Raw genomic sequence first — 23,558 nt, 5'->3', positions numbered from 1 at the left:
AGCTGACATGGGCGGCGTTCCAGTGTGCAGGCGAGGTGCGGGCTTACCGTCGGAGCAGGACCTCGCCGATGGCGGAGCAGGCGAGTGCGTGGTCGATGCCGGGCGAAGAGGGAGACTCGGTATGGGTGTGATCTCGATCGCGGTGCCCGCCATCGATCGGTGGTACTTCATGGAGATCGTTCGGGGCGCCGAACAGCGGACCAGGGCCCACGGTCACGAGCCGCGCCTTCACCGCGTCGAGCTGTCGGACGACTCCACAGCCGTTGCGACGGCCACGATCCGCGAGGATTTCGTCGAGAACGACAGCATCGGAGCGGTCGTTGCGGGATTCCGGTACCGCGCCGGCGTGCAGACCGTCGAGACGTCGTGGGCTCGTCCGATCGTGCTCGTCGGTGGGAGCGCTCTCGGCTTCCCGACCGTGATGATCGACGACCTCACCGCTGCGCGGAGCGCGACGGAACATCTCCGCGGACTGGGCCACACGCGCATCGCACACTTCACCGCGTCGATGGAGCATCAGGCCGGGCATCTGATCCTCCGGCGGCGCGCGAAGGGGTACCGCCTCGCGATGGAAGCGGGAGGTCTGGAACCGGTCGTCATCGAGCACGGCCTCGATCAGACCTCCGCGCGCGAAGTAGCGAGGCGGGTGCTGCAGGGCGTCAGTCGACCGACGGCGGTGTTCGCCGTGACCGACGACATCGCGATCGGCGTCCTGGAGGCCGCGCGCGGATTCGACCTTCAGCCCGGTCGCGATCTTTCGGTCGTCGGCTTCAACGATCAGCCCGAGGCGCTTGCTGCAGACCTCACCACGGTCCGGATCCGGCCGGCCGAGATGGGAGCCGCGGCCATCGACATGCTGCTCTCCGGGCTCACGCCGGAACTCGACCCGACTCGATCCCATCTCCACCCGAGCTCCCTCATCACCCGCGGCAGCACCGGTCCGGCGCTCGCTCCCGTGAACCGGAACTCGATGGCGTCGTGAGCTCGGGCGCGGGAACCGACTCCCCGCGCACAGTGCGCGGCGTCGCCTCGTGGGCCTTCGAGGTCCGCCCGGCGCGCGCCGAAGACTCAGATCCGGGGCGTGGGTCGAACTGCAGCCGACGCTGATGTCCGAGGTTTGGACGACTGGAAGCTGCGCTGCCCGGCCGCGTTGTGACCGCCGTGAGCCGGCCGGACACCCGGGGCGGTACGACCACCGACCACTGAGTGATCCGCCGCTCGAGGGATGGTCCTCGGACATTCGGTGACCTGTTCCACAGGCACACCACCGTCGTGCACCGCGAGCCGCGCCAGCGGTGGAGGAAGCATGCCCCTGCCGGCCGGTCGATCGCCATCGACGTCCGCAGCGCCCCGAGCACCGCTGGCCGGGTCGCCCAGCCCTCGCAGCTAGGCGGACGCGCGCCGATGCCGACGAGCCAGGATCCGCTTCCGCACCTGATCGATGACGATCGGCAGCACCGACAGCAGCACGATCACGGAGAGCAGCACGTCGATGTTGTTCGCGATGAACGGGACGCCCCCGAGCAGCGAGCCGACCACGGTCACCCCGACCGCCCAGAGGAAGGCGCCGAGGAGGTTCCATGGCAGGAACCGTCGGTACGGGTATCGCGCGCTTCCGGCAGCGAGCGGCACGTAGGTGCGGATCACCGGCACGAATCGGCCGAGCACCAGCGCGCGGCCGCCGTACTTCTGGAAGAACGCCTCGGTCTCACGGAGTCGCGCAGTCTTGAGAATCCGTGCGTCGTCCTTGAAGAGCCGCGCGCCGACCTTGTCTCCGAGTAGGTAGCCGACCTGGTCCCCTGCCGCCGCCGCGACGAAGGCGACCGCGGCGATCAGCGGCACGGACAATCCCAGGGCCTGGTGCGTGAGACCGGCGGTGACGAGGAGGGAGTCTCCTGGGAGGAACGGGAAGAGCAGACCCGACTCGATGAAGACGAAGACCGCGATCACCGCGAGTGCCCACGGCCCGACGCCTTCGAGCAACGACTGCACATCCATGACTCCATGTTCGCGAGCGGTCACGGAGGAACGTCCAAGACTGATGCCGCGTCGGACGGTCCGGCTGCCGCCGCCTCGGACGGTTCGGTCGCGTCAGACCGGTGAGGAGGGCACGAGGCGCCGCGAGCCGTGCCCCGCGAGCCGGCTTCGCGATTTCTTCGAGGTCGTCGGGCACGGTCATCCGGATGGCCGTCGATCGATTCGAATCAGGACGTGCTCCGCGGGGAGCGGCGGTCCTCGCTTCGGCGGTCTCACTGGCCGCTGTCTGGGGAGCCTCCGCGGTGTTCCGCGTCGTGAGTCCGTCGCCCGGTCCGGTCGACGTGTGGTGGAACGCGTTGATGACTGCGACGACCTCCCCGTTCGGTCATGCTGCAGCGGCGACGCTGGCGGTTCTGGGGACTGGACTTCCCGGTGCGGCGGTCGCCGTGGTGGTGGGCGTGCTGATCGGAGTGCTCCGGGGATGGGCGTGGGGGGCGTTCGTGATCGTGGCGAGCGTCGTCAGCGCGCTCGACGTGTCCGGGATGAAGCTGCTCGCGCATCGCGCGCGGCCCGACTCGACGTTCGGGCTGTTCAACGCCTTCCCGTCCGGCCATACCGCGAACGCCGCCCTGCTCGGGACCGTCGTCCTCCTTCTCACCCGATCGGTCGTGGTGCGGGTGCTGGCCGTGATCTGGATCGTGGCGATGGCGTGGAGTCGGACCGCGTTGCACGCGCACTGGCTGTCCGACGTGCTCGCAGCAGTCATGGCCGGCGTGGCGACGGCTGTCCTGCTCTTCGCCCTGTCCTGGTCACTCGTGCATGCGAACCGACGCGGTTCGCGAGGGCATGTTCAGTCCGGGCTGCAGTAGCGCTGTTCCGAACGGTCCTCGCGGGCTGCGACCCGACCCCTCCTCGGAGAGGGAGGAATCGTTCACGCTCCCGTCAGGCGCCTCCCGGGTTTCTTGTCCGTTTCTCCGCGTCGGCGCTGCAGCGTCGTCCACACGCCGGTGCCGTCGCGCGCTGGGCGGTCCCCCTGAACAGAGGAGCGACGATGTCCGGTTCGCCCGTCATCCGAGCACGGTCACTGAACAAGGTGTACGGCGCACAGGGCGCGGAGGTGCACGCCCTGCGCGACGTGTCCGTCGACATCACCGGGAGCACGCTGACCGCGATCATGGGCCCGAGCGGGTCGGGTAAGTCGACGCTGATGCACCTGCTGGCGGGGCTTGATCGCCCGACGTCCGGCACCGTGCTCTACGACGATCTTGAGCTCTCGAGCTTGAGCGACCGTCAGCTCACCTCGCTGCGACGGAACCTCATCGGGTTCGTCTTCCAGGCGTTCAACCTGGTGCCGACGCTGACCGTGCTGGAGAACGTTCTCCTGCCGTTCGAGCTGGGCGGGACGAAGCCGAGTGGCGAGCACCGCGAATGGATCCTCGAGAGGGCCGCCGAACTGGGACTGATGCCGCTGCTCGAGCGGCGACCCCATCAGCTCTCCGGCGGTCAGCAGCAGCGCGTCGCGATCGCCCGTGCGCTTGCGATCAGGCCACGGGTGATCTTCGCGGACGAGCCGACAGGCAATCTCGACTCCCGGACCGGCGTCGAGGTGCTGGCGATGCTCGAGTCGGCGACCCGGGAACAGGATCAGGCGGTCGTGCTCGTCACCCACGATCCGGCGGCGGCGGCGTGGGCGGACCGAGTCCTGTTCATCTCGGACGGCCGGATCGTGCACGACGTCGGCAGGACGGACGCCTCGACGCTGTCCGAGATGGTGCTCGAGCTCGGTGGCGCCCGGTGATCCGTTTGACCCTGCGCGAGTTGCAGGTCGCGCCCGCGCAGCACGTCGCGACGCTCATCGTCACCTCGTTGGGCGCGCTGTTCGCGACGATCGTCATCGAGGCGGACCGCGTGCTCGCGAGCCAGTCCGCGGCGGGCGGCTTCCTCGCTCACGGCTTCGTCCGGCTTCTGCTGGACGTCCTCGGATCGGTCTTCCTGTTCGTCGCAATCTTCGTGTCCTGCATCGTGATCGCGAACACCTTCGGCATCGTGATGACGGCCAGGGCACGCCGGATCGCGCTGCTGCGGCTCCTCGGTGCGGAGGGCCGCGTGCTCCGCAGGGGCGTGATGCTCGAGGGTGCGATCGTCGGTGCCGCTGGCGGCCTGCTGGGCACGGCGATCGGCGTCGCCGTCGTCGCGGCGCTGATCCCACTCCTCACCGCCTCGGGCACGTTCGTCCCGACGCCGTCACCCCTGGTGACACCGCTCCTCGTCGCGCCGGCCTTGATCGGGATCGCTTCGACCACCGGCGCTGCATGGTTCGGCTCGGGGCGGGTGTCGACGGTGACCCCGTTGGAGGCGGTCGGGGCGGGACAGGAGCCGACGCGGACCGAGCTGCGCCGGCGGCGTCGCCCGTGGCTCGTTCGAGGCTGCCTCTCGCTCGGCACCGCCATGCTGGTCGCCGGGGTGGCGATCGGGTCCCGGACGCCGCTCGGACTCTTCATCGCAGCGCCCGGCGGCGCCGTGAGCTTCCTCGGCTTCGTCCTCGGGGCGGACGCGTTCCTGCCGCCGGTGCTGCAGGTGGTCGGTCGGCTCTTCGGCGGCTCCGCACCGGCGTCGCTGTCCCGCGGCAACGCCCTGCGCCATCCGCAGCGGAGCGTCCGCTCAGCGGTCAGCCTGGTGATCGGGGTGACGCTCGTCGTGATGTTCGCCGTCGCGGCGGCCTGCTTCAGTACGGAGGCCGGCGCGGTGGCCGCGACTGCTGGTCCGCAGGAGGCGGCGAGCGACGCGGCGTTCGTGACATTGGTCCTCGGGGTGCTCGGAGTGTTGATCGGATTCTCGTTGGCGATCGCCGCTGTCGGGCTGGTGAACAGCCTGTCGCTCAGCGTGCTGCAGCGGCGGCGGGAGATCGGCCTGCTGCGCGCGATCGGGCTCGAGCGTCGGCAGGTGCGACTCATGGTCCTGTTCGAGAGCCTGCAGATCACGTTGACCGGCAGCGCCTGCGGCCTGGTGCTCGGCGTGCTCTACGGGTGGGCGGCCGCGCTGACGGCGCTCTCGTCCGATCACCACATCGGCGGCTACTTCCTGCCGACGGTCCCCTTGCCGCTGGTCGTCGCGGTGGTCGTGTCCAGTGCACTGCTCGCCGTCGTCGCCTCGCTGGCCCCCACGCGGCGGGCGACGGCCGTACCGCCGGTGGCGGCACTCGCCGTCGACTGACGTGGGGCTATCGCTCGGCCGATTCCTGATCCCTCGGCGACGACGCGCGGACGGGGGTACCGCGAGCAAGGAGGGCTGCAGCTCGACGTCTTCGCCGTTTCTTTGCGCCGCTGCCCGACCATGCTCGAGTGACCACGGTGCGAACGAGCCGAGATCGAGTCCGGTCGGGGAATCGCGTCGCCGAACCCGGTGCCGGCTTCTGGGCCCTGAAGATCCTCACGACCGGGATGGGCGAGACGACGTCGGACTTCCTCGTGAAGTCGTTCGCTCCTGAGGTGGTCGTTCCTGCGGCATTCCTGCTGCTGCTGCTCGTGCTGATCATCCAGCTCCGGGCTCACACGTATCACCCGGCCAGGTACTGGACGACTGCGCTGATGGTCTCCGTGTTCGGCACCATGGCGGCCGATGTGCTGCATGTCGGGATCGGGGTGCCGTACGCGGTCTCGACGGCGCTGTTCGCCGCCGCCCTGGCCGTCGTGTTCATCACCTGGTGGCGCACGGAGGGGACACTCTCGGTGCACGAGATCACGACCGGTCGACGTGAGCGGTTCTACTGGGCGGCCGTCATGGCGACGTTCGCTCTCGGAACCGCTGCGGGCGACTTCTCCGCCGCATCGCTCGGGCTCGGCTACCTCGGCTCGGGGTTCCTCTTCCTCGTGGCGTTCGCGGTGCCCGGGTTGATCTTCCTGGTGACCCGCCGAGCGGCGATCGCCACGTTCTGGGCCGCGTATGTGATGACCCGCCCATTGGGAGCATCGTTCGCGGACTGGTTCGCGGTCCCCGGTGCGCGTGGCGGCCTCGATCTCGGAGCGGGGCCCGTAAGCGGCGTCCTGCTGATGGTCTTCATCGGGACGGTGGCGGTACTCGCCATTCGATCGCGATCCCCGCTGCTGCTCAGCGGAGGCGCGCAGACCGACTAGGTGGCTCTCGGACGGAGCGTGCGCCTGTCTCCGCGCGTGTCCGTCAGGTCCGCGGAGGCTGGCGCCGATGTCCCGGGCCTGCGTCCGCTTGACGACGGGCCGGACCTCCAGCCGGAGCGCGGATGCCGAAACAGGCGGGGGTGGCGGGCGGCCGAACGCGATGGACAGTCGAGGTCCCGCCTCGCACCACGACCGGCTTCGCCGATCGGCCATCAGCAGACGGGCAGCTCCAGCCGCATGGTCGTCCCGGCGTCGGAGGTGGACTCGACGGCGACACGCCCTCCGTGACGCCGAGCGAGGTCGCGGACCAGGGAGAGCCCGATGCCGAACCCGCGGCGGCGGCCGGTGTCGGGTCCGTGCGCGAATCGTTCGAAGACGCGCTCGACATGAACTCCCGTGATCCCGGAACCCGCGTCGGTGACCCGGATCACCGCGACTCCTCGCTCGGCACCGGCGTCGACGTGCACGGCGCTGCCCTCAGGCGCGTGGCAGATCGCGTTGTCCACGAGCACGACCAGGGCTCGGCGGAGCCTGACGTCGGAGATGCGCACGCGGGCCTCCACCGCGACACGGCACTCGATGCGGACGCCGCGGCTCTCAGCGAGAACCCGCAGGTCGTCGACGGCGCTCGCGAGCGTTTGGCGCAGGTCGGTCTCAGGCTGCTTCGCCGCGGAGATCGTCGTCGCCTCGGCCTCTGCGGCGAGCAGGAGGTCGGTGACGATCTCGATCATCGTGCGGGTGTCGCCGCGAACCGCCGTCAGCGTGTCCTGGTACGGCTCCCCACGAGCGAGCCGCCGCTCGAGCAGCTGCACCCTGGTGTCGAGCACCGCCAACGGCGTCCGCAGCTCATGGCTGGCGTCGGCGACGAACGCACGTTGCATGCGCAGAGCGCGGCCGATCGGCTCGACGGCTCGTTGGCTGATGCCCCAGCTCGCGAAGCCGATCACGATCACGGCGAGAACGCCCAGGACGACGAGGGCAGACAGCACCTCGGTGGAGCCGATGTAGATCTTCGACTCTCCGGGTACCGGCCGCTCCAGCAGCTCGGAGGGACGCGACTGATCGAGGATGAACAACGCAGCCAGCCCGACGATGCCGACCACGAGTCCCGTCGAGACCGCGGCCACCTGCCATGCGGTGCGGCGAGCCGCTCGGCGCACGGATAGGACGTCTGGGTCCATCGGCGGCATCAGAGCACCCCCAGGCGGTACCCGTGGCCCCGCACGGTCGTGATGATGTCGTGCTCCGTCTTTCGACGGACGTAATGCACGTACGTGTCGACGGTGCCGACGCGCTCACCCGCAGGGAACACCTCACGCAGGATTCGCTCGCGTGAAAGGGTCTCGTCCGGGTGCCTCGCGAGGAGGACGAGCAGATTCGCCTCGGTCTCCGTCAGGACCTTCCGCCCCTCGTACGGCGAATTGATGAGCCGGCTCGAGGGCCGGAACTCCCAGTCGCCGATGAACAGCTTCTCCTCGCCCTGCCCGTGCACCCGGCGAAGCGCTCGGATGCGCGCCGCGAGTTCCGCGAAGTCGAATGGCTTGGTCAGGTAGTCGTCGGCACCGGCGTCGAGCCCGTCGACCCGATCGGGTACCGCACCGAGCGCCGTGAGCATGAGCACCGGTGTCCTGACACCGGCGTCTCGCAGCTGCCGGACCACCTCGACTCCGTCCATGCCGGGGAGTCGCCGGTCGAGCAGGACCACCGCGAAGTCGCCGCGTCGTCCGGCTTCCAGTCCCGCGGGACCGTCCTGGGCGAGCGTCACGGTGTACTCGTCCGCGAGGATCTCCGCCATCAGCGGGCCGAGCTGGAGGTCGTCCTCGACCACGAGCAGCGGAGGCCGGATCGTCGACGGAGGCGTCGTCGATGCGTCGTGCGGCATTGCCCGAGCGTCGCAGGCGTCCGCCCAGGAAGAACGAAGAATTCTGGCGGTTCAAGCCCGCCCGGCAGAGCGGGATTCTCAGGGTAGGCGCCCGTCCTCACCGTTGAGTCCGGACATCGCTGGGGTCCGCGTCGGGCGTCGAGTCAGCGCGAGCGAGCTCGAGTGCGCGATGGCCTCAGGCGCCGGCTCCCGGAACCCATCGGCCGAAGCTCATTACGGAGCTCGACCGTTGATCGCAGATCAACGAGTGGGGCCGGTCGTGCGGGGGCACGGCCGCGGAGATCGCAGCGGAACCGCTTAATTGGACGTGAAGCGCGTCCACGGGATCGCGATCGCAGCGGGTCGAGTCGGCGAGGGCGATGATGACGGACATCGATGCCGTGCCCCGGTGAGGCAGTGCGATCGCGCGCTTAGGTCGCTGCTGACCGGTGGCATCCGAACCCCCGGACCCATACGGGTCGTAGGAGCCGGGCCGACCGAGCCGCTGTCCTGCAGCGGTCATCGAGACGGTCGACTGCTTCGGGAGCAGACATGCCGGTCCCTGGTCGCGCACCGTGACGACGCGATAGATCGAGGTGTTGTCGTGCTGATCGCCGTGCACGGTCGCCGTCAACTGGTCGGCCGCGCAGATCGCGGGCCCGTCGCTCAGCGGGCTGCAGGCGGAGAGCAGGCTTCCGACCAGGAGCGCGGCGCCTGCCGCGGCCACGACGCGAACCCGACGCGACCGATTGCCGAGGGGCTGCGCACGATCAACACCGTTCGGCGGACGCGGATCCGATCTCGAATCGCATCGGGAGCGGGCCTCGACGGGCAGCAGCGGTGTTCGCATGAGCGCGGCCCGTCGAGGCTGCCGGCGTCAGAGGCTGGCGTCGATGTCCGGCGTCGCCGCAGTGCGACGCGTCGCTCCGCTTCGGCGCACCTCGTCCCCGTCGGTGACCGTGACGGCGGTGACGTCGGGCTTCCGGATCTGCAGATAGATCACGAGCACCACGATGACGGCGAGGAACAGCCAGCTGGTGGTCTCGAGGCCCAGCCCCTGGTTGTCCTGCTGCGAGAGCCAGTCACCCGTCGAGGCGCCCAGCGGCCGTGTCATCACGTACGCCGCCCAGAACGCCAGGACCCCGTTGATCGGCGTCAGCTTCCACACTGCGGCGATCACGGCGATCACGGCGAGGAACACCAGCAGCGTCGTGAGGTAGCCGAGCGAGAACTGCTCGGCGATCAGGTCACCGACGGCGGTACCGGTGGCGAAGGTGGTGAGGATGGCCAGCCAGTAGAAGGCTTCCCGGCGTCGCGTGCGGATCGAGTGCATCGACAGCGTCCGTTCCACGAGCCACCAGGTCAGGAACACCAGCGCCAGCAGCGACACCGACACCACGGTGATCGCGACCATGTTGTTCGGCACGTCCCCCTGGCCCTCGAACATGTCGGTGATCTGCGTCCCGAGCACGCTGATGACGACGATGTTCGCCCAGTACACGACGGCCACGTAACGGCGAAGCCGGAACTGGATGGTCAGGAGGATCGCGAGCACCACGACGGTGACCGCTGCGACCTTGTACAGGGCGATCTGCAGCTGATCCGGCGAGGCGTTATCACCGCCGACCGCGAACATGCCCATCAAGTTGTCGGACATGGTCTCGCCGATCGTGGTGCACAGCACCTTGATGATCCAGAAGTAGACGGTGACCTCAGGCACCTTGTTGAGCATCTGGCGGGCAGTCATCGAAGTCACGAGATGACGCTCGACCATCCGCACCCAGCAATCACTAAGACTCGCAACGCCGCAGATCCGGTGTGATGAGCCAGCGAATCGCCAGCAGTCGGCTAACGATGACCGGTGCGTTCTCCGATGCCCTGACCGGAGGGTCTGAGGGTCCTGACGTCCCGACTTCGACGTACTCGAGGGGCACAGACTGGATCGTTCGACGGTGACGCGAATTGGGACTTCGTTCGACCAGGAGTTCGCGGGAGAGTCGATCGCGATGATCGACTCGAACCTCGGCCTGCTGACCACGGCGATGCTGCTTATCGTCGTCGGCGCGATGCTGATCGGCTTCGCTGTCCGAGGGGTGCGCTGACCGCGACGAGAGCGCTTCGACAGATGGATCCCGCCGAACGGACCTCGGTCTCTCGCTCAGCCGTGCGTAGTGTGCACGACGAACCGGTGGTCGCGGAAGAGGATCGCACCGGAGTCGATGGCGCGCTTCGAGTCCGTGCTGAGCCCGGTCGCGCGGCGTAGCCGGATAGTGGCGTCGCCCGATTCCAGGAAGGCCATGACATCGTGCTGCCACCTCGGGTTCAAGCGGCGAGCGACCTCGTCGCGCTTGCCGCCGAGGTAGTCCCGAGGGTCGTACGTCCATCCCGTGACATCCGGCCACACAGCACAGGACGTGTCCCGCAAGTCCCGGCTGAGGACGTTCATCTCGATCAGTGCGCCCGGATCGTCCGCGGTGACACACCCGCGCACGACCGCTGCTGCGGTGGACACCCCTGCGGGCGTTCGCACTCCGACTGGATGGCGATCATTCGCTTCGTTCGCGCCGAGGATGCCGATGACGAGAAGGGCGGCGAGCACCCACCGCGGCCGGCCATGCGGCAGCGACGCCGCGGCGCGCGCAGCGCCGACGCCCGCGCAGAGCATGAGCGGCGGGGCCGTCAGGGCGCTGTAGTGCGGGAACCAGGACGGAGCGAGCAGCAGCACCGCGAGCGCGCCGATCGCGAGGACGCCGAACGTGCGCGCACCGGGCGTGAGGAGAGCCGCGATGATCGAGGCGATCGCCAGCACGCCGAGGACCGGAGCGATCACATCGGGTGCAACCCCGAGCGTGGAATGGGCACCGAGGATCTCCTGAATGCGCCGCCCCGTATCGGCGGAGTTCGCGCTCGGGCGTCCCAGCTGGTCGAGGACCACATCCTGCAGCATGCGCTGCGGGGCGAGGAGAAGGAACGGCAGGTAGATCCCGCAGCCACCGACCGCGAGTCCGACGAGGTAGCGGAGACGCAGTCGCGCGGCGGTCGCGAGCAGCAGCAGGCTCAGGACGATGTACCAGATCTTCGCTCCGACTCCGAGCCCCGCTGCGATGCCGGCGAGGATCGCGAGCTGCGGCTGCGTCGATGCCCGCTGCAGCAGGAGCAGCGCGACCAGGATGCCCAGCGTGCCGAGCGGCTCGAGCAGCACCGACCGCTCCGCGTAGACGGCGGGGTAGAAGACCGCGTAGCCGACTCCCCCGACGAGCACGGCCACGCGCCCGAAGCGACGCAGGATCCACCCGGTGAGCACGGCGTTCATCGCGCCGACACCGATGAAGACCAGCCGGGCGAGCGCGAAGCCGGCCGGGTCGGAGATCAGCCCGCCGAGCGCGGCGAACGGTGCGGTCACGACGACGATCAGCGGCGGCTGGATCAGGAGGAAGTCGCGGTACGGGATCCGGCCGTGGACGAGCGCATCAGCGGCCGCGTAATAGACGCCGTCGTCGTATCCACCGAGCCCGTGCAGCCCGCCACCGCGGAGCATGATCGACAGCCGGACGGCGTACGCGAGGACGCCGATCCCGATCAGCGCCGCGGAGAAGCGGAACCGGGACTCGGCGGTGCGAGGCCGGGGCGGCCGCGACACGGTACTCGGCGCACTTGGAGCGGCCTCGGCCCCCACTGAGGGCGACCGCATGATCAACGACGAGTGAGGTCGGACCCGGTCCACGGTCGCACGACCGGGGATCCGAGCCGTGCGGCGGTCCAGCGTCTTGGCCGGCCGAGGACCCGTGCGATTCCCCAGACCGTGACCAGCGCCATCGCCTCGACGACGACCGCTCGGCTCATCTTGGACGTCCCGTACCGACGCTCTCGGAACTCGATCGGGAGCTCGGTGATCCGGCCGCCTGCGGCCAGCAGCCGCACGGTGAGGTCGATCTGGAAGCAGTACCCCTTCGACCTGACGGAGCCGAGATCCATGACGCGGAGCGCTTCAGCCCGGTAGAGCCGGAATCCGGCCGTCACATCGTGCACCGGCAGAGCGAGTGCGACCCTCGCGTAGGTGTTGCCACCTCGGCTCAGCAGCTGTCGAGCAAGGGGCCAGTCCACGACCGTGCCGCCTATGACCCATCGTGAGCCGATCACCAATGCGGCTCCGTCGGTGCGCCGGATGACGTCCTGCATGAGCGGCAGTGCTGCGGCCGGGTGGGAGCCGTCCGCGTCGAACTCGCCGATGAAGGCGTAGCCGCGGTCCAACGCCCAGGCGAAGCCCGCGAGATAGGCCCCGCCGAGTCCGTCCTTCACGCTCCGGTGCAGGACATGGACTCGGGCTTCGCGCGCCGCCATGACATCTGCGAGGGCACCCGTGCCGTCGGGACTCGAATCGTCGACGACGAGCACATGGCTGTCAGGCAGCGCCTCGAGCACCGCGGTCACCGCCATCGGCAGGTTCTCGAGCTCGTTGTAGGTGGGGATCACGATCAGCGTGCCCGCCTGGGCCCTTGGAGGCCGGCTGGCCGGTGCAGATGCTGACATGCAGCACACGGTTGCCTCGCACGACGAAGGAACCACCAAGAAGGAACGTCGCGCGAATCACCGTTCAGGCTCGGAGCAGACCCGAGTTCGGTACGACCGCAACGCGCCCTGCGTCCAGACCGAAACGGCTCAGACCGCGTTGACGGAAGGCTTGACGATGGGCGCCACCCGGCGTCGCCCCGCGACGCAATGCCGAACGGGGCACAGATGCAGGCCGGCTGTGCCGATTCTTACCGTCGCCCGGTGAATCCGGTCAGGTGACCCTCTCGCCGCGCGCGGGTTCTCGTTCGGACGCACGTGTCTCCGGACCGGCGAGTGATCGACGCGAGACCAAGGAAGAGGTGATTGGCGGAAGGAGTTCGTCCTTGGACGCATCTTGGACGACTGCGCACACGCTCCCCCCATGCGCGTGTCCCTTCTGCCGCTGATCACTCGTCCCAGGCGCTCGAACGTGGTGCTGACCTCCGCTGGCGGCCTCATGCCGATCCTGATCGGAGATGGAGACATCGACTTCACCTGCTGGCGATGCGGGTTCGCGATCTGTGAAGGCATGACCTCGGTTATCGAGGTCTCGGGGCGACTGTTTCAGTGCCCGGACTGCGGCGCCTTCAATCGCAGCCGCCAGTGACCCCACCCGCAGGTTGCTGGCGCCTGATGCTCGGGCAGCGTCGCGATGTGTGCGATCAGGAAGTACCAGCCGCCGTCGCCGATCACACGTCGCATCGCCACAATGTCTCCGCGCGCCGAGATGCCCAAGATCCCTCGAGAGCCGCCCTGGCCTGCACCGATGGGTTCGGCAACAGACCGGTCTTGGTGATGAGCACAGGCAAGGCTCTCGATGGGGCGCGCTCGATCCATATCCCGCACTTCCCCCGCAGATTGAGCGCGATCTCTGAGGTATTCCTGTGATCGAGCGAGAACGAGGAAGACCTGGTCAAACAACTCCTGCGATCGAGCGAGATCCCGCACTTACTCCTGAAAACCCGCGAATTCGAATCGTGCTGTCGCGGTTCGGTTCGGCCCAATACGCGAAGAACGGGAAGCTCAACGGTCTTCGAGGCTTCTTCGTGACAGCGTTGATCAAGGAGTGCTGGAGAATGCCAGACATGCGTGAGAAATCGTGAGCAGGCGAACCGTTTCGATCCGAGACGACTCCATCCGGCTAGGGCAGTTTCTGAAGCTCGCCGACCTGATCGACCAGGGTGCGGACGCCCGGCAGGCAATCACCAACGGCCAGGTGCGTGTGAATGGAGAAGTTGAACGCCGGCGTGGCAGACAGCTGACCCACGGCGATGAGGTCGAGGTGCGCGGCGAGTTCGTCGAGGTGGGCTGAATGCCGAGGTCGGAGCCTCGATGAGTGCCTCCGATCCGCTGATGCGCGTGGGTTGCCTCGATGCTCGACGGGCGAGATCAGGTCGCGCGACCGGTGGAACAAGCCGGAGTCGCCGCCGGGAGACTGCACGAGCGGGCGCCGCCAACGTGCTCCGGGAGAGCCGCGCACGCGACCTGATCGCCTGGGTCCCGCGCCTGGTGGGCGTCGCCCGATCCAGCGGTCCGGGACGATTCCGCCGCGCCAGGATCGCCCCACCCTTGACGACGACGACCAGCGGTCTCGCGATTGTGACCACGAGTTGGGATGCCGGGAGCCCCTGCGGCACGACCGCGAGCGCCAGCGCCACGGCATCGATCAGCGCGATCGCGACGAAGCACTGCCGCAGCGCAATGGCGCGAGCAGGCGCCCCCGCAGGCACCAACGCGACAACAACCCCATGCGCGAGCGCTCCCGCGAAATCGGGCACCGTGACGACGTGATCTGCAGACCCCGTCAGTTCGATGAGTTCGGGAAGGATGCCGTTGCCGGCGACATCGAGCGCGAGATCCACCCCCGCGGGCGCCGCGGCGTGGATGCGCTCGATCAACCCTTCGTCGTAGGCGATCGGTTTAGCCCCCAGACGGCGGATCGAATCACCAGCCGTGCCGGGCGCAGCGCTCCCGACGAGCGACACTGCCGCTTGCGAGCCCTCGTTCTGCCCACAATTTGCCCACACTTCTGTGCGATCCAGTGCAACGCATCGAGAAGCGTTCAGGGCGTATTCCCTGATCAAATCGATGTTGTGCAGACCAGCGCGAAGTGCCGACACGCCGGTTTTCTAGTTCGAATCCCACGCCCTCCGCTCCGTGCGTCAACGACTCCGTGCCGATCGGGACCTCCTCGGGTGCTCGTGCCGGGTCGCCCGCGATCGTCGTCGCGAGCTCGGCCTCGGGCCGGACGCCGCCCCCGTCGAGGTCGGCGTCGAGCGGGTCCGCGTCGGCGTCGCGCCGCAGCGCTCGCAGCGCACTTCGGGTCGGTCGTCGTACAGTTCGGTGACCGAAGGAGTTCGCATGGATCAGCAGCGGGCGCGGTGGTTCGGCCTCATCGCGATCAGTCTCGGCGTCGCCCTGATCGTCGTGGACTCGACGATCGTCAACGTCGCGGTGCCGTACATCGTGCGCGACCTCGACCTGTCGTCCACCGAGGTGCAGTGGGTGCAGGAGTCCTACACGCTCGTCTTCGCCGCGACCCTCCTCGTGTTCGGCGTGATCGCGGACCGGATCGGCCGGCGGCGGATGCTCGTGATCGGCGCGACGCTGTTCGCGATCGCGTCGGTGATCGCGGCGACGTCGCCCTCCGGCCCCCTCCTGATCGGCAGCCGGGTGCTGCAGGGCGTCGGCGGCGCCATGGTCCTGCCGACGAGCCTGTCGCTCATCAACGCGACCTTCACGGGGAGGGAGCGCGGGATCGCGTTCGCCGTGTGGGGTTCGACGATCGGCGGGATGGCGGCGGTCGGCCCGCTGCTCGGCGGGTGGCTCACCACCGCGTTCTCCTGGCGCTGGGCGTTCGGCATCAACCTGCCGATCTGCGTCGCGATCGTCGTGGGCACGCTCCTCTTCGTCCGCGAGTCGCGCGCCGAGCGGGCCGGTGCCCTGGACGTGGTCGGCGCGCTCCTCGTCGCGGCGGGATTCGGCGCGATCGTCTTCGGTCTCATTGAGGGGCGCGAGTACGGCTGGTGGGCGACGGCGTCGCGCTTCGCGATCGGGTCGTGGTCCTGGCCGTTCGCGCTCTCCCCGATCCCGGTCGCGTTCGCGCTCGGGATCCTCGTGCTCGGCGCCTTCATCGTGCGCGGTCGGGCGCGCATCCGCGCCGGCCGCGCGAACCTCGTCGACTTCCGCCTGCTGCGCATCCGCAGCTTCCGCAACGGCAACCTGGTCGCCGTCGCGGTCAGCCTGGGGGAGTTCGGGATCATCCTCGCCCTGCCGATCTGGCTCCAGAACGTCGAGGGGCTTACGGCCCTGCAGACCGGGCTGGTCCTGCTCGCGCTCGCCGTCGGCTCGTTCGCCGCCAGCGGCGCCGCCGCAGCGACGAGCGGCAAGCTGCAGCCGATCACGGTCGTCCGCATCGGCCTGGTCCTGGAGATCGTCGGCGTCGCGCTGGCGGGCGTCGCGGTGCAGCCCGACCAGGGCTGGGGCTGGCTCGTGCCGTGCCTCTTCGTGTACGGCGTCGGCGTGGGCCTCGCGACCGCGCAGCTGACCTCCGTCGTACTGGTGGACGTCCCCGTGCAGCAGTCCGGCGCGGGCTCCGGGATCACGAGCACGGCGCGGCAGATCGGCTCCGCACTCGGCGTCGCGGTGCTCGGGACGGTCCTCTACAGCGGAGCGCAGGCGGTCCTGCAGAGGCGCCTCGACGACGCGGGCCTGCCTCGTGGCGCGAGCGCGCCGCTGGTGGACGCCGTCGTGAACAGTGCGGGCACCGCGATCGCCGGGCTGGAGGCGAACGGCGCCACACGGGCGGTGGCGGCGGCCGCCCGAGCCGCGTTCTCGGACTCCACCGCCTTCGCCGCCTACACCGCCGCGGCGTTCCTCGTCATCGGGCTGCTCGCGTCCTTCTCACTGTCGCCGGCTCGGACCGTTCGCCCCGAGCCGACCGCCGGAGTCGACGTCCCGGCCGCCTGACGCGGTCGGCCGACCCGACGGGTTCGGTCGTACGCCCGCACCTGAGCAGGCCGGATCCGCTTCGGCAGGCTGCCGAGCGCGATTCCGGCCTGCTGGAGTACGTCCGGCCTGCTCGCGTGCTGCAGGTCCGCTGGACTCAGCGCTGCGGCACCGCGGCTCCGACGGGCTCGTCGGCGGGAGTCGCCTCCTCGGTGGCGCGGGAGTCGGTCAGCGTGAGCGAGCCGATCGTGGCGATCACGCCGGTCAGCACGGCGACGGCGATGAACACGATCCGCTCGCCCGTGAAGTACGAGGCGATCAGTGCGGGGCTCCAGGCCCCCGTGGGCAGCGCGTTCGTGACGAGGAGGGCGATCAGGGTCCCGACCACGGCCGTGCCGAGGCTGGTCCCGATCTCCTGCGCCGTGTCGTTCAGCGCGGCGCCGATCGACGTGCGGTTCGCGGGCATCGCTGCGACGAGCGCGACGGCGCAGACGGTGAGGATGGTCCGCAGCCCGATCGTGAGCAGGACCATCATCACGGCGATCGCGACGTAGCCCTCGTCCACCGCCCAAGCCATGCCGAGGAGCGCTCCGACGAGGAAGCCCGTGCCGACGAGGCAGGCGATCCGGTGACCGAGGCGGCCGGCGAGCCCTTCCGCGATCGGGGTCGCCGCGATCATCGTGACGATGAACGGCAGGTTCGCGAGGCCGGCGCGCAGCGGGCTCCACCCGTACGCGTCCTGGAAGTGCAGGATCAGCGCGAACATCACGGCGGCGAACGCCACGTTCGCCCCGAGCTGGGTGAGCGCGGCGCCGCGGACGGGGCCGGTGCGCAGGAGCGCGAGGTCGAGCATCGGGACCGCCGCCCGGCGCTCCCGCAGGATGAAGGCGGCGATCGCCGCGACGGTCGCGACCCCGCAGGCGATCGTGATCGGCGAGAGCCAGCCGGCCTGCACGCCGCTCGTGAGGGTGTAGCAGCCGAGGCCGATCGCGACGACGGTCAGGGCGGCGCCGGGCAGGTCGAGCCGGTCGGACGTCAGGTCCGCGCGGTGGTCCGCCGGCACGCCGATGCGCACGCCGATCCAGGCGATCAGCGCGATCGGCGCGTTGATCACGAGGAGCCACTGCCAGCTGAAGCTGCTGAGGATCGTGCCGCCGAGCAGCGGGCCGAGGACGAAGCCGGACATGCCGACGACCATCACGATCGTGATCGCGCGCATGCGCAGCTTCTCGTCCTCGAAGAGCCGGAAGATCAGCGACATCGTCACGGGCGCCATGGCGGCGGCCGCGAGGCCGAGCGCCGCACGGAGGGCGATCAGCTGGCCGATGCTCGTGACGAGCACGACGAGGAGGCTGATCAGCCCGAACGCCGCCAGCCCGGTCAGCAGCACCCGCCGACGCCCGAAGCGGTCGGCGGCGGAGCCCGCGGTCAGCAGCAGGCCGCCGAAGGTGAGCGAGTAGGCCCCGGTCACCCACTGCAGCCCGGTGGTCCCGCTGTCCAGTGCGCGACCGATCGTCGGCAGCGCGATCCCGAGCAGCGTGTTGTCGACCATCTCGACGAAGAAGGCCAGGCACAGCGCGGCCAGCGGGACGGCGGCGGCGCGGAGCGTCTGGGGTGTGCGGGGTGCGGTGATGATCGTCGAAGCGCTCATGGGAGGACCTCACTCTCGAACGGCGTCCGATTCTCGGACGGTGTTCGAGAATTTAGAACAGTGTTCGATCCAGTGCAAGACGCTGCGCACAGGCGGCCGCGGTCGAGGCGGCGGAGCACGTCGTCCGAGCGCGCGAGGGCAGAGCGCGTCGGGCCGGTGAACGACGCCAGGGGCGTCCCGCGATCGCGGGGCGCCCCTGGCACGAAGGTCGTCAGGCCCCGTGGGATCCCGTGATCATCCCGGCCGCGACGGTGCGGTTCGTCGACTCGTCCACGAGGATGAACGACCCCGTCGCGCGGTTGTCCTGGTAGGCGTCGACGAAGAGGGGCGACGTCGTGCGCAGCCGCACCCGTCCGATCTCGTTGAGGCCGAGCTGCGTCGCCTCGGCGTCCCGGTGCAGCGTGTTGACGTCGACCCGGTAGGCGACCTCCCGGACCTTCGCGCGCGCCCACCGCGTCGTGTGCTTCACGGCGTAGACCCGGCCGGCCGTCAGCGGCGCGCGCTCGTCCATCCAGCAGATCTGCGCGTCGAGGTCCTGCGTCGCGGTCGCCGAGTTCTGCGGCCGGCAGATCATGTCGCCGCGGCTCACGTCGATCTCGTCGGCGAGGCGGACGACGACGGACATCGGGGGGTACGCCTCCTCGACCGGTCCCGTCGGGCCGTCGATCGCGGCGATCGTGGACTCGAACCCGCTCGGCAGCACCGTGACCCGGTCACCGGGCTTCAGCACGCCGGACGCGACCGTGCCCGCGAACCCGCGGTAGTCCACGGTGCTCGAGGACTGCGGGCGGATGACGTACTGGACGGGGAAGCGCACGTCGACGAGGTTCCGGTCGGACGAGACGTGCAGCCGCTCGAGGTGCCCGAGGAGGGTGCTGCCCCCGTACCAGGGCGTGTTGGCGCTGCGGTCGACGACGTTGTCGCCGTGCAGCGCGGACACCGGGATGAAGGTGAGGTCGTGGATGCGGAGCCGGCTGGCGAACTCGGCGAACTCCTCGCTGATCGCGTCGAAGACGCCCTCGTCCCAGTCGACGAGGTCCATCTTGTTCACGAGCAGCACGAGGTGCGGCACGCCGAGGAGGCTCGCGAGGAACGCGTGCCGCCGCGACTGCTCCGAGACGCCCTTGCGCGCGTCGACGAGGATCAGGGCCACGTCCGCCGTCGAGGCGCCGGTGACCATGTTCCGCGTGTACTGCACGTGCCCCGGGGTGTCCGCGACGATGAACTTCCGCTTGGGCGTCGCGAAGTAGCGGTAGGCGACGTCGATCGTGATGCCCTGCTCCCGCTCGGCCCGCAGGCCGTCGGTGAGCAGGGCGAGGTCGGTGTAGTCGTCGCCGCGTTCGCGGCTGACCCGCTCGACCGTCTCGAGGTGGTCGTCGAACAGCGACTTGCTGTCGAGCAGCAGGCGCCCGATGAGCGTGCTCTTGCCGTCGTCGACGCTGCCCGCCGTGGCGAATCGGACCAGATCGGCCATCAGAAGTACCCCTCCTTCTTGCGGTCCTCCATGGCGGCCTCGCTCACCCGGTCGTCGCCGCGCGTCGCGCCGCGCTCGGTGACCCGCGCGGTCGCGATCTCGGCGACCACGGCGCGCACGTCGGCGGCGTCGGACTCGACCGCCGCGGTCAGGTTCGCGTCGCCCATGGTGCGGTAGCGGACGCGCCGGACGGCGCTCGTCTCCCCGTCCCGCAGCGGCACGAACCCATTGACCGCGTAGAGCATCCCGGCCCGCTCGACGACCTCCCGGTCGGCCGCGTAGTAGAGCGAGGGGAGGGGGATGTCCTCCTCCGCGATGTAGTTCCAGATGTCGAGCTCGGTCCAGTTCGACAGCGGGAACACCCGGATGGACTCGCCCTGGTGCACCCGGCCGTTGTAGAGCGACCAGACCTCCGGCCGCTGGTCCTTCGGGTCCCACTGGCCGAACTCGTCCCGGAAGGAGAACACGCGTTCCTTGGCCCGGGCCTTCTCCTCGTCGCGCCGCGCTCCGCCGAACAGGGCGTCGAAGCCGTTCGCCTCGGCGGCCTCCAGCAGCACGGGGGTCTGGATGCGGTTCCGGGAGCCGCTCGGCTCCTCCTGCACCAGCCCGCGCGCCATCGCGTCCGGCACGGAGGCGACGACGAGCCGCAGCTCCTGCTCCGCGACCCAGCGGTCGCGGAAGGCGAGGACCTCGGGGAAGTTCAGGCCGGTGTCCACGTGCATGATCGGGAACGGCACGCGGGCGGGGGCGAACGCCTTGCGGGCGAGGTAGGACAGCACGACGGAGTCCTTGCCGCCCGAGAACAGGAGGCACGGCCGCTGCATCTCCGCGGCCACCTCCCGGATGATCGCGATGCTCTCGGCCTCGAGCGCGCGCAGGGTCGACAGCGCGTACGAGATGCTGCGGGTGATGGGGGTCACGCCTCCCCTTCCAGGACGGTGGCGATGGCGCCGAGCAGCCGGTCCGCGAGGGCGGGCGGGCAGACGACGAGGTCGGGCAGGAGCGGGTCCGCCCGGTTGTACTCGAGCGGGCTGCCGTCGATCCGGCTCGTGTGGAGGCCGGCGGCACGGGCGACGGCGACGGGCGCCGCCGAGTCCCACTCGTACTGGCCGCCCGCGTGCACGTAGGCGTCCGCGGCGCCGCTGACGACGGCGAGGGTCTTCACCCCGGCCGAGCCCATCGGCACCGCCTCGGCGCGGAGCAGGTTCAGGAGGCCGCCGACGAGCGCGGGCGGCCGGCTGCGGCTCACCGCGAGCCGCAGCCGCCGGAGGCCGTCCAGCGCCTCGGCGAGCCCGGCGTCGCCGGGTGCCGCGTCGCCGGTGGTCCGGGTGCCGGTCGGCGTGGCGACGGCGCCGGCGGTGAGACCGAGTCCCCGCTCCCAGAGCGCGACGTGCACCGCCCAGTCGTCGCGCCCCTCCGAGAACTCGCGCGTGCCGTCGAGCGGGTCGACGATCCAGACGCGGTCCGCGGTCAGGCGCGCCGGGTCGTCGACCGCCTCCTCCGACAGCACGGCGTCGCCGGGCCTCGCCGACCGGAACCGCTCGGCGAGGAACCGCTCGCTCGCGGCGTCGCCCGCGTCCTTCAGCGCGGTGCCCTCCAGGGGGCTCCCCGCGCGCAGCTCCTGCAGGAGCGCGACCGCCGATCGGGCCAGCTCCCCGGCCAGGGCCGTGTCGTCCGTCGTCATCGGGCGCCTCCTTCCACGGCCGCGCGCACCGCGGCGACCGCCTCCTCGACCGAGGCGACGGCGGTGTCCACCGTCACGTCGGCGTCGAGCGGTGTCTCGTACGGCGAGGAGATGCCCGTGAAGTCGGCGATGCGTCCCGCCCGCGCGGCTGCGTAGAGGCCCTTCCGGTCGCGGGCCTCGCAGACCCCGAGCGGCGTCGCCACGTGCACGAGCACGAAGCGGCCGCCCCGCTCCTCCACCATCCGTCGCATCTCGGCGCGCCCCGCCGCGAAGGGCGCGATCGGCGCGGCGATCGCGGTGCCGCCGGCCCGCGCGATCTCGGCCGCGACCCAGCCGATCCGCCGCACGTTGAGCGCCCGGCCCTCCGCGTCGAACCCGAGCCCGGCGGAGAGCAGCTGCCGCACCTCGTCGCCGTCGAGGACGGAGACGGTCGTGCCGTCGGCCTCGAGCGCCGCCGCGAGCGCGCGCGCGATCGTCGACTTGCCCGACCCCGACAGCCCGCTCAGGAGCACGACGAGTCCGCGGTCCGGCGCACCCCGGCGGAAGGGCTGCACCGCGGCGGGCAGCAGCGCCCGCGCGGTGTGCGCCGCGTCCTCCTCGAGCCCGCGCAGCGCGCGGTGCCCGTCGGTCTCGCCGAGCACGAGCGCGGTCTCGACTCCGAGCGCCTCCGCGATCCAGCCGGCGAGCGCGTCGCCGCCGCCGACGAGTTCTTGGGGCGCGGGCAGCAGCGTCGGCCGCGCGTCGAGCGACCAGGGCAGGGGCACGACGGACGCGGGCCGTCCGGTCCGCGCCGACCACGCGGAGGCCGCGGCCTCCACGGCGGCGAGCAGCGCGCCGGCGGGGATGCGGTCACGCTCGCGACCCGTGAGCGCGATCCAGACGAGCTCGCCGCCGGCCGCGTCGGCGAGACCGACCTGGTCGCGGGTCGGCAGGTCGTCGAAGACGAGCGCGCCGACCCCCGGTCGACGGAGCGGGAGCGCCGGCGCGGCCGCGCCGCGCAGCTCCGGCCGCGGCGCGAGGGGACGCAGCGCACTGACGGACCCGTCGGGCTCGATCCGCGCGATCGGCGTGCGCTCCGCGTCGGTGAGGACGCCCGCCTCGGCACCGGGGAGCCGCAGACCGAGCATCAGCGCGAGCTCGAGGAGGTCGAGGTCGGCTCCGGCGACCGCGCGCTCAGTCACGCGTCGCCCCCGCACCGGCCTCCTGGACCTCGGCCGCCCGTCTCGCCCGGAGCGTCGGGCTGTAGCGGTGCCGCAGGGCGATCCAGAGCACGTTCCCGAGCACGACGGCGCCGACGCCGGCCGCGATCACGACGGGCGTCGGCGTGCCGATCAGCTTCAGCCCGCTCGCCATCAGCAGCACCGCCAGCACGCGGCGGATGACGCCGCCCGGCGCGCGGGAGGACAGCCAGGCGCCGAGCAGCACGCCCGGGATCGCGCCGATCAGGACGGAGCCGGCGACGCCGAGGTCCACCTGCCCGAACAGCGCGTGGCCGAGCGCCGCGGACGCGACGAGCGGCACCGCCTGCACGAGGTCGGTGCCGACGAGCTGGGACGCCTTCAGCGCCGGGTGCAGGAGGAGCAGCGCGACGATGACGATCGAGCCGGCGCCGACGGAGGTGAGTCCGACGATGAGTCCGGCGACCGCGCCGAGGGCGATCGTCGACGCGGGACGGAGCTTCATCGGGGGGCGGCTCAGCCGCGCCGCGCCCTCGCCGAGCGGTGCGCCCGCCCGCGTCATCTGCATCCACGCCCGCGCGATCAGGCCGGCGGACGCCAGGAGGAGCGCGCAGCCGAGGAGCACCAGGAGGACCGACTGCACGTGATCCCCGGGGAGGAGCGCGGTGCTGAGCGCGCCGAGGAACGCCGCCGGGACGCTGCCGATCATGAGCAGGCCGACGAGCCGCAGGTCGACCGTGCGCTTGACCAGGTGCACGACCCCGCCGAACGGCTTCATGAAGAGGCTGATGACGAGGTCGCTCGAGATCGCCGCCAGCGCGTCGACGCCGAAGAAGAAGACGAGCACGGGGGTCATGAGGGCGCCGCCGCCCATGCCCGTCAGGCCGACGAGGGTGCCGATGGCGAGACCCACGACGGCCATCGCCGGGTTCACATCCATCGCGTGCTCCTCGAGTGCGTCCTGCGGCTCGGGTCTGCCCGCGGACCACACGACGCAACACGACGGGCGCCGCCGGACGCGAGACGACGCGCCGACGGGCGGTGGATACATGGCAAGAAGATGAACAATGGGGTGCGCCGCACGGCGACGTGCCGCCGCGT

Annotated in this window: 21 protein-coding genes; 8 read left to right on the top strand and 13 right to left on the bottom strand. The window is 70.5% G+C overall.

The window, feature by feature from the left end; genetic code table 11:
- Positions 1-127 precede the first annotated feature (127 nt).
- Positions 128-982 (top strand): LacI family DNA-binding transcriptional regulator, encoded by an 855-nt coding sequence (locus CLV52_RS01350; protein ID WP_162850671.1) that lies wholly within the window; start codon positions 128-130, stop codon positions 980-982.
- Positions 983-1,386: 404 nt separating this feature from the next.
- Here the strand turns inward: CLV52_RS01350 and CLV52_RS01345 are convergent, their stop codons facing one another.
- Complete coding sequence (locus CLV52_RS01345) at positions 1,387-1,998, bottom strand: DedA family protein (RefSeq protein WP_133764144.1); 612 nt, start codon at positions 1,996-1,998, stop codon at positions 1,387-1,389.
- A gap of 437 nt (positions 1,999-2,435) precedes the next feature.
- On the opposite strand from CLV52_RS01345, the gene CLV52_RS01340 reads away from it, so the two are divergent.
- The 4 genes from CLV52_RS01340 to CLV52_RS01325 all read left to right on the top strand — a co-directional run bounded on the left by CLV52_RS01340 (position 2,436) and on the right by CLV52_RS01325 (position 6,110).
- On the top strand, positions 2,436-2,846 hold the full coding sequence (locus CLV52_RS01340; RefSeq protein ID WP_162850670.1) for a phosphatase PAP2 family protein: 411 nt from the start codon (positions 2,436-2,438) through the stop codon (positions 2,844-2,846).
- Positions 2,847-3,028: 182 nt separating this feature from the next.
- Positions 3,029-3,775 (top strand): ABC transporter ATP-binding protein, encoded by a 747-nt coding sequence (locus tag CLV52_RS01335; protein ID WP_133764140.1) that lies wholly within the window; start codon positions 3,029-3,031, stop codon positions 3,773-3,775.
- Positions 3,772-5,190 carry an ABC transporter permease gene (locus CLV52_RS01330; RefSeq protein WP_162850669.1) on the top strand — a complete coding sequence of 473 codons (1,419 nt, stop codon included), beginning with the start codon at positions 3,772-3,774 and terminating at the stop codon, positions 5,188-5,190. Before CLV52_RS01335 ends, CLV52_RS01330 begins: the two co-directional genes overlap by 4 nt.
- 128 nt (positions 5,191-5,318) lie before the next feature.
- The gene (locus CLV52_RS01325) at positions 5,319-6,110 is read left to right on the top strand and encodes a COG4705 family protein (protein WP_211342582.1); all 792 of its coding nucleotides are present in this window, start codon (positions 5,319-5,321) and stop codon (positions 6,108-6,110) included.
- A gap of 212 nt (positions 6,111-6,322) precedes the next feature.
- Here CLV52_RS01325 and CLV52_RS01320 read toward each other — a convergent pair whose 3' ends face one another.
- The 6 genes from CLV52_RS01320 to CLV52_RS01295 form a co-directional block, all read right to left on the bottom strand.
- The gene (locus CLV52_RS01320) at positions 6,323-7,291 is read right to left on the bottom strand and encodes a sensor histidine kinase (protein WP_162850668.1); all 969 of its coding nucleotides are present in this window, start codon (positions 7,289-7,291) and stop codon (positions 6,323-6,325) included.
- An 8-nt stretch (positions 7,292-7,299) separates the two neighbouring features.
- Positions 7,300-7,992 carry a response regulator transcription factor gene (locus CLV52_RS01315; RefSeq protein ID WP_133764135.1) on the bottom strand — a complete coding sequence of 231 codons (693 nt, stop codon included), beginning with the start codon at positions 7,990-7,992 and terminating at the stop codon, positions 7,300-7,302.
- A 175-nt stretch (positions 7,993-8,167) separates the two neighbouring features.
- Positions 8,168-8,698, bottom strand: a complete 531-nt coding sequence (locus tag CLV52_RS01310) for a hypothetical protein (protein ID WP_133764133.1) — start codon at positions 8,696-8,698, stop codon at positions 8,168-8,170.
- A 150-nt stretch (positions 8,699-8,848) separates the two neighbouring features.
- Positions 8,849-9,691, bottom strand: coding sequence for a COG4705 family protein (locus tag CLV52_RS01305; protein WP_162850667.1), 843 nt, complete (start codon positions 9,689-9,691; stop codon positions 8,849-8,851).
- 438 nt (positions 9,692-10,129) lie between these two features.
- Positions 10,130-11,611 carry a hypothetical protein gene (locus CLV52_RS01300; RefSeq protein ID WP_133764129.1) on the bottom strand — a complete coding sequence of 494 codons (1,482 nt, stop codon included), beginning with the start codon at positions 11,609-11,611 and terminating at the stop codon, positions 10,130-10,132.
- Positions 11,612-11,664: 53 nt separating this feature from the next.
- Complete coding sequence (locus tag CLV52_RS01295; protein WP_133764127.1) at positions 11,665-12,501, bottom strand: polyprenol monophosphomannose synthase; 837 nt, start codon at positions 12,499-12,501, stop codon at positions 11,665-11,667.
- A gap of 403 nt (positions 12,502-12,904) precedes the next feature.
- Here CLV52_RS01295 and CLV52_RS18225 point away from each other — a divergent pair, with 403 nt between their 5' ends.
- The 3 genes from CLV52_RS18225 to CLV52_RS01275 all read left to right on the top strand — a co-directional run bounded on the left by CLV52_RS18225 (position 12,905) and on the right by CLV52_RS01275 (position 16,491).
- Positions 12,905-13,129: a hypothetical protein gene (locus CLV52_RS18225; RefSeq protein ID WP_162850666.1), complete on the top strand. Its 225-nt coding sequence runs from the start codon at positions 12,905-12,907 to the stop codon at positions 13,127-13,129.
- Between the two features lie 492 nt (positions 13,130-13,621).
- Entirely contained in the window at positions 13,622-13,834 is a 213-nt protein-coding gene (locus CLV52_RS01285; RefSeq protein WP_133764125.1) for an RNA-binding S4 domain-containing protein, read from the top strand.
- Between the two features lie 1,049 nt (positions 13,835-14,883).
- Positions 14,884-16,491 carry a DHA2 family efflux MFS transporter permease subunit gene (locus tag CLV52_RS01275; protein WP_133764123.1) on the top strand — a complete coding sequence of 536 codons (1,608 nt, stop codon included), beginning with the start codon at positions 14,884-14,886 and terminating at the stop codon, positions 16,489-16,491.
- Positions 16,492-16,627: 136 nt separating this feature from the next.
- Here the strand turns inward: CLV52_RS01275 and CLV52_RS01270 are convergent, their stop codons facing one another.
- From CLV52_RS01270 to CLV52_RS01245, 6 genes are all read right to left on the bottom strand, one after another.
- A complete protein-coding gene (locus tag CLV52_RS01270) occupies positions 16,628-18,121 on the bottom strand; it encodes an MFS transporter (protein WP_133764121.1) in 1,494 nt (497 codons plus the stop codon).
- Between the two features lie 211 nt (positions 18,122-18,332).
- Positions 18,333-19,595: a sulfate adenylyltransferase subunit 1 gene (locus tag CLV52_RS01265; protein ID WP_133764118.1), complete on the bottom strand. Its 1,263-nt coding sequence runs from the start codon at positions 19,593-19,595 to the stop codon at positions 18,333-18,335.
- Complete coding sequence (cysD, locus tag CLV52_RS01260; RefSeq protein ID WP_211342581.1) at positions 19,595-20,515, bottom strand: sulfate adenylyltransferase subunit CysD; 921 nt, start codon at positions 20,513-20,515, stop codon at positions 19,595-19,597. Before cysD ends, CLV52_RS01265 begins: the two co-directional genes overlap by 1 nt.
- Positions 20,512-21,279 carry a 3'(2'),5'-bisphosphate nucleotidase CysQ gene (locus tag CLV52_RS01255; RefSeq protein ID WP_133764116.1) on the bottom strand — a complete coding sequence of 256 codons (768 nt, stop codon included), beginning with the start codon at positions 21,277-21,279 and terminating at the stop codon, positions 20,512-20,514. Before CLV52_RS01255 ends, cysD begins: the two co-directional genes overlap by 4 nt.
- Positions 21,276-22,460 (bottom strand): adenylyl-sulfate kinase, encoded by a 1,185-nt coding sequence (gene cysC / locus CLV52_RS01250; protein ID WP_246017881.1) that lies wholly within the window; start codon positions 22,458-22,460, stop codon positions 21,276-21,278. Before cysC ends, CLV52_RS01255 begins: the two co-directional genes overlap by 4 nt.
- Positions 22,453-23,397, bottom strand: a complete 945-nt coding sequence (locus CLV52_RS01245) for a sulfite exporter TauE/SafE family protein (protein ID WP_133764114.1) — start codon at positions 23,395-23,397, stop codon at positions 22,453-22,455. Before CLV52_RS01245 ends, cysC begins: the two co-directional genes overlap by 8 nt.
- Positions 23,398-23,558 lie beyond the last annotated feature (161 nt).

Origin of the sequence: Amnibacterium kyonggiense, assembly GCF_004364555.1 — a bacterium.
Classification (GTDB): domain Bacteria; phylum Actinomycetota; class Actinomycetes; order Actinomycetales; family Microbacteriaceae; genus Amnibacterium; species Amnibacterium kyonggiense.
Note: the sequence above shows the minus strand (reverse complement) of the source record. Positions and strands in the feature narration are given on the sequence as shown.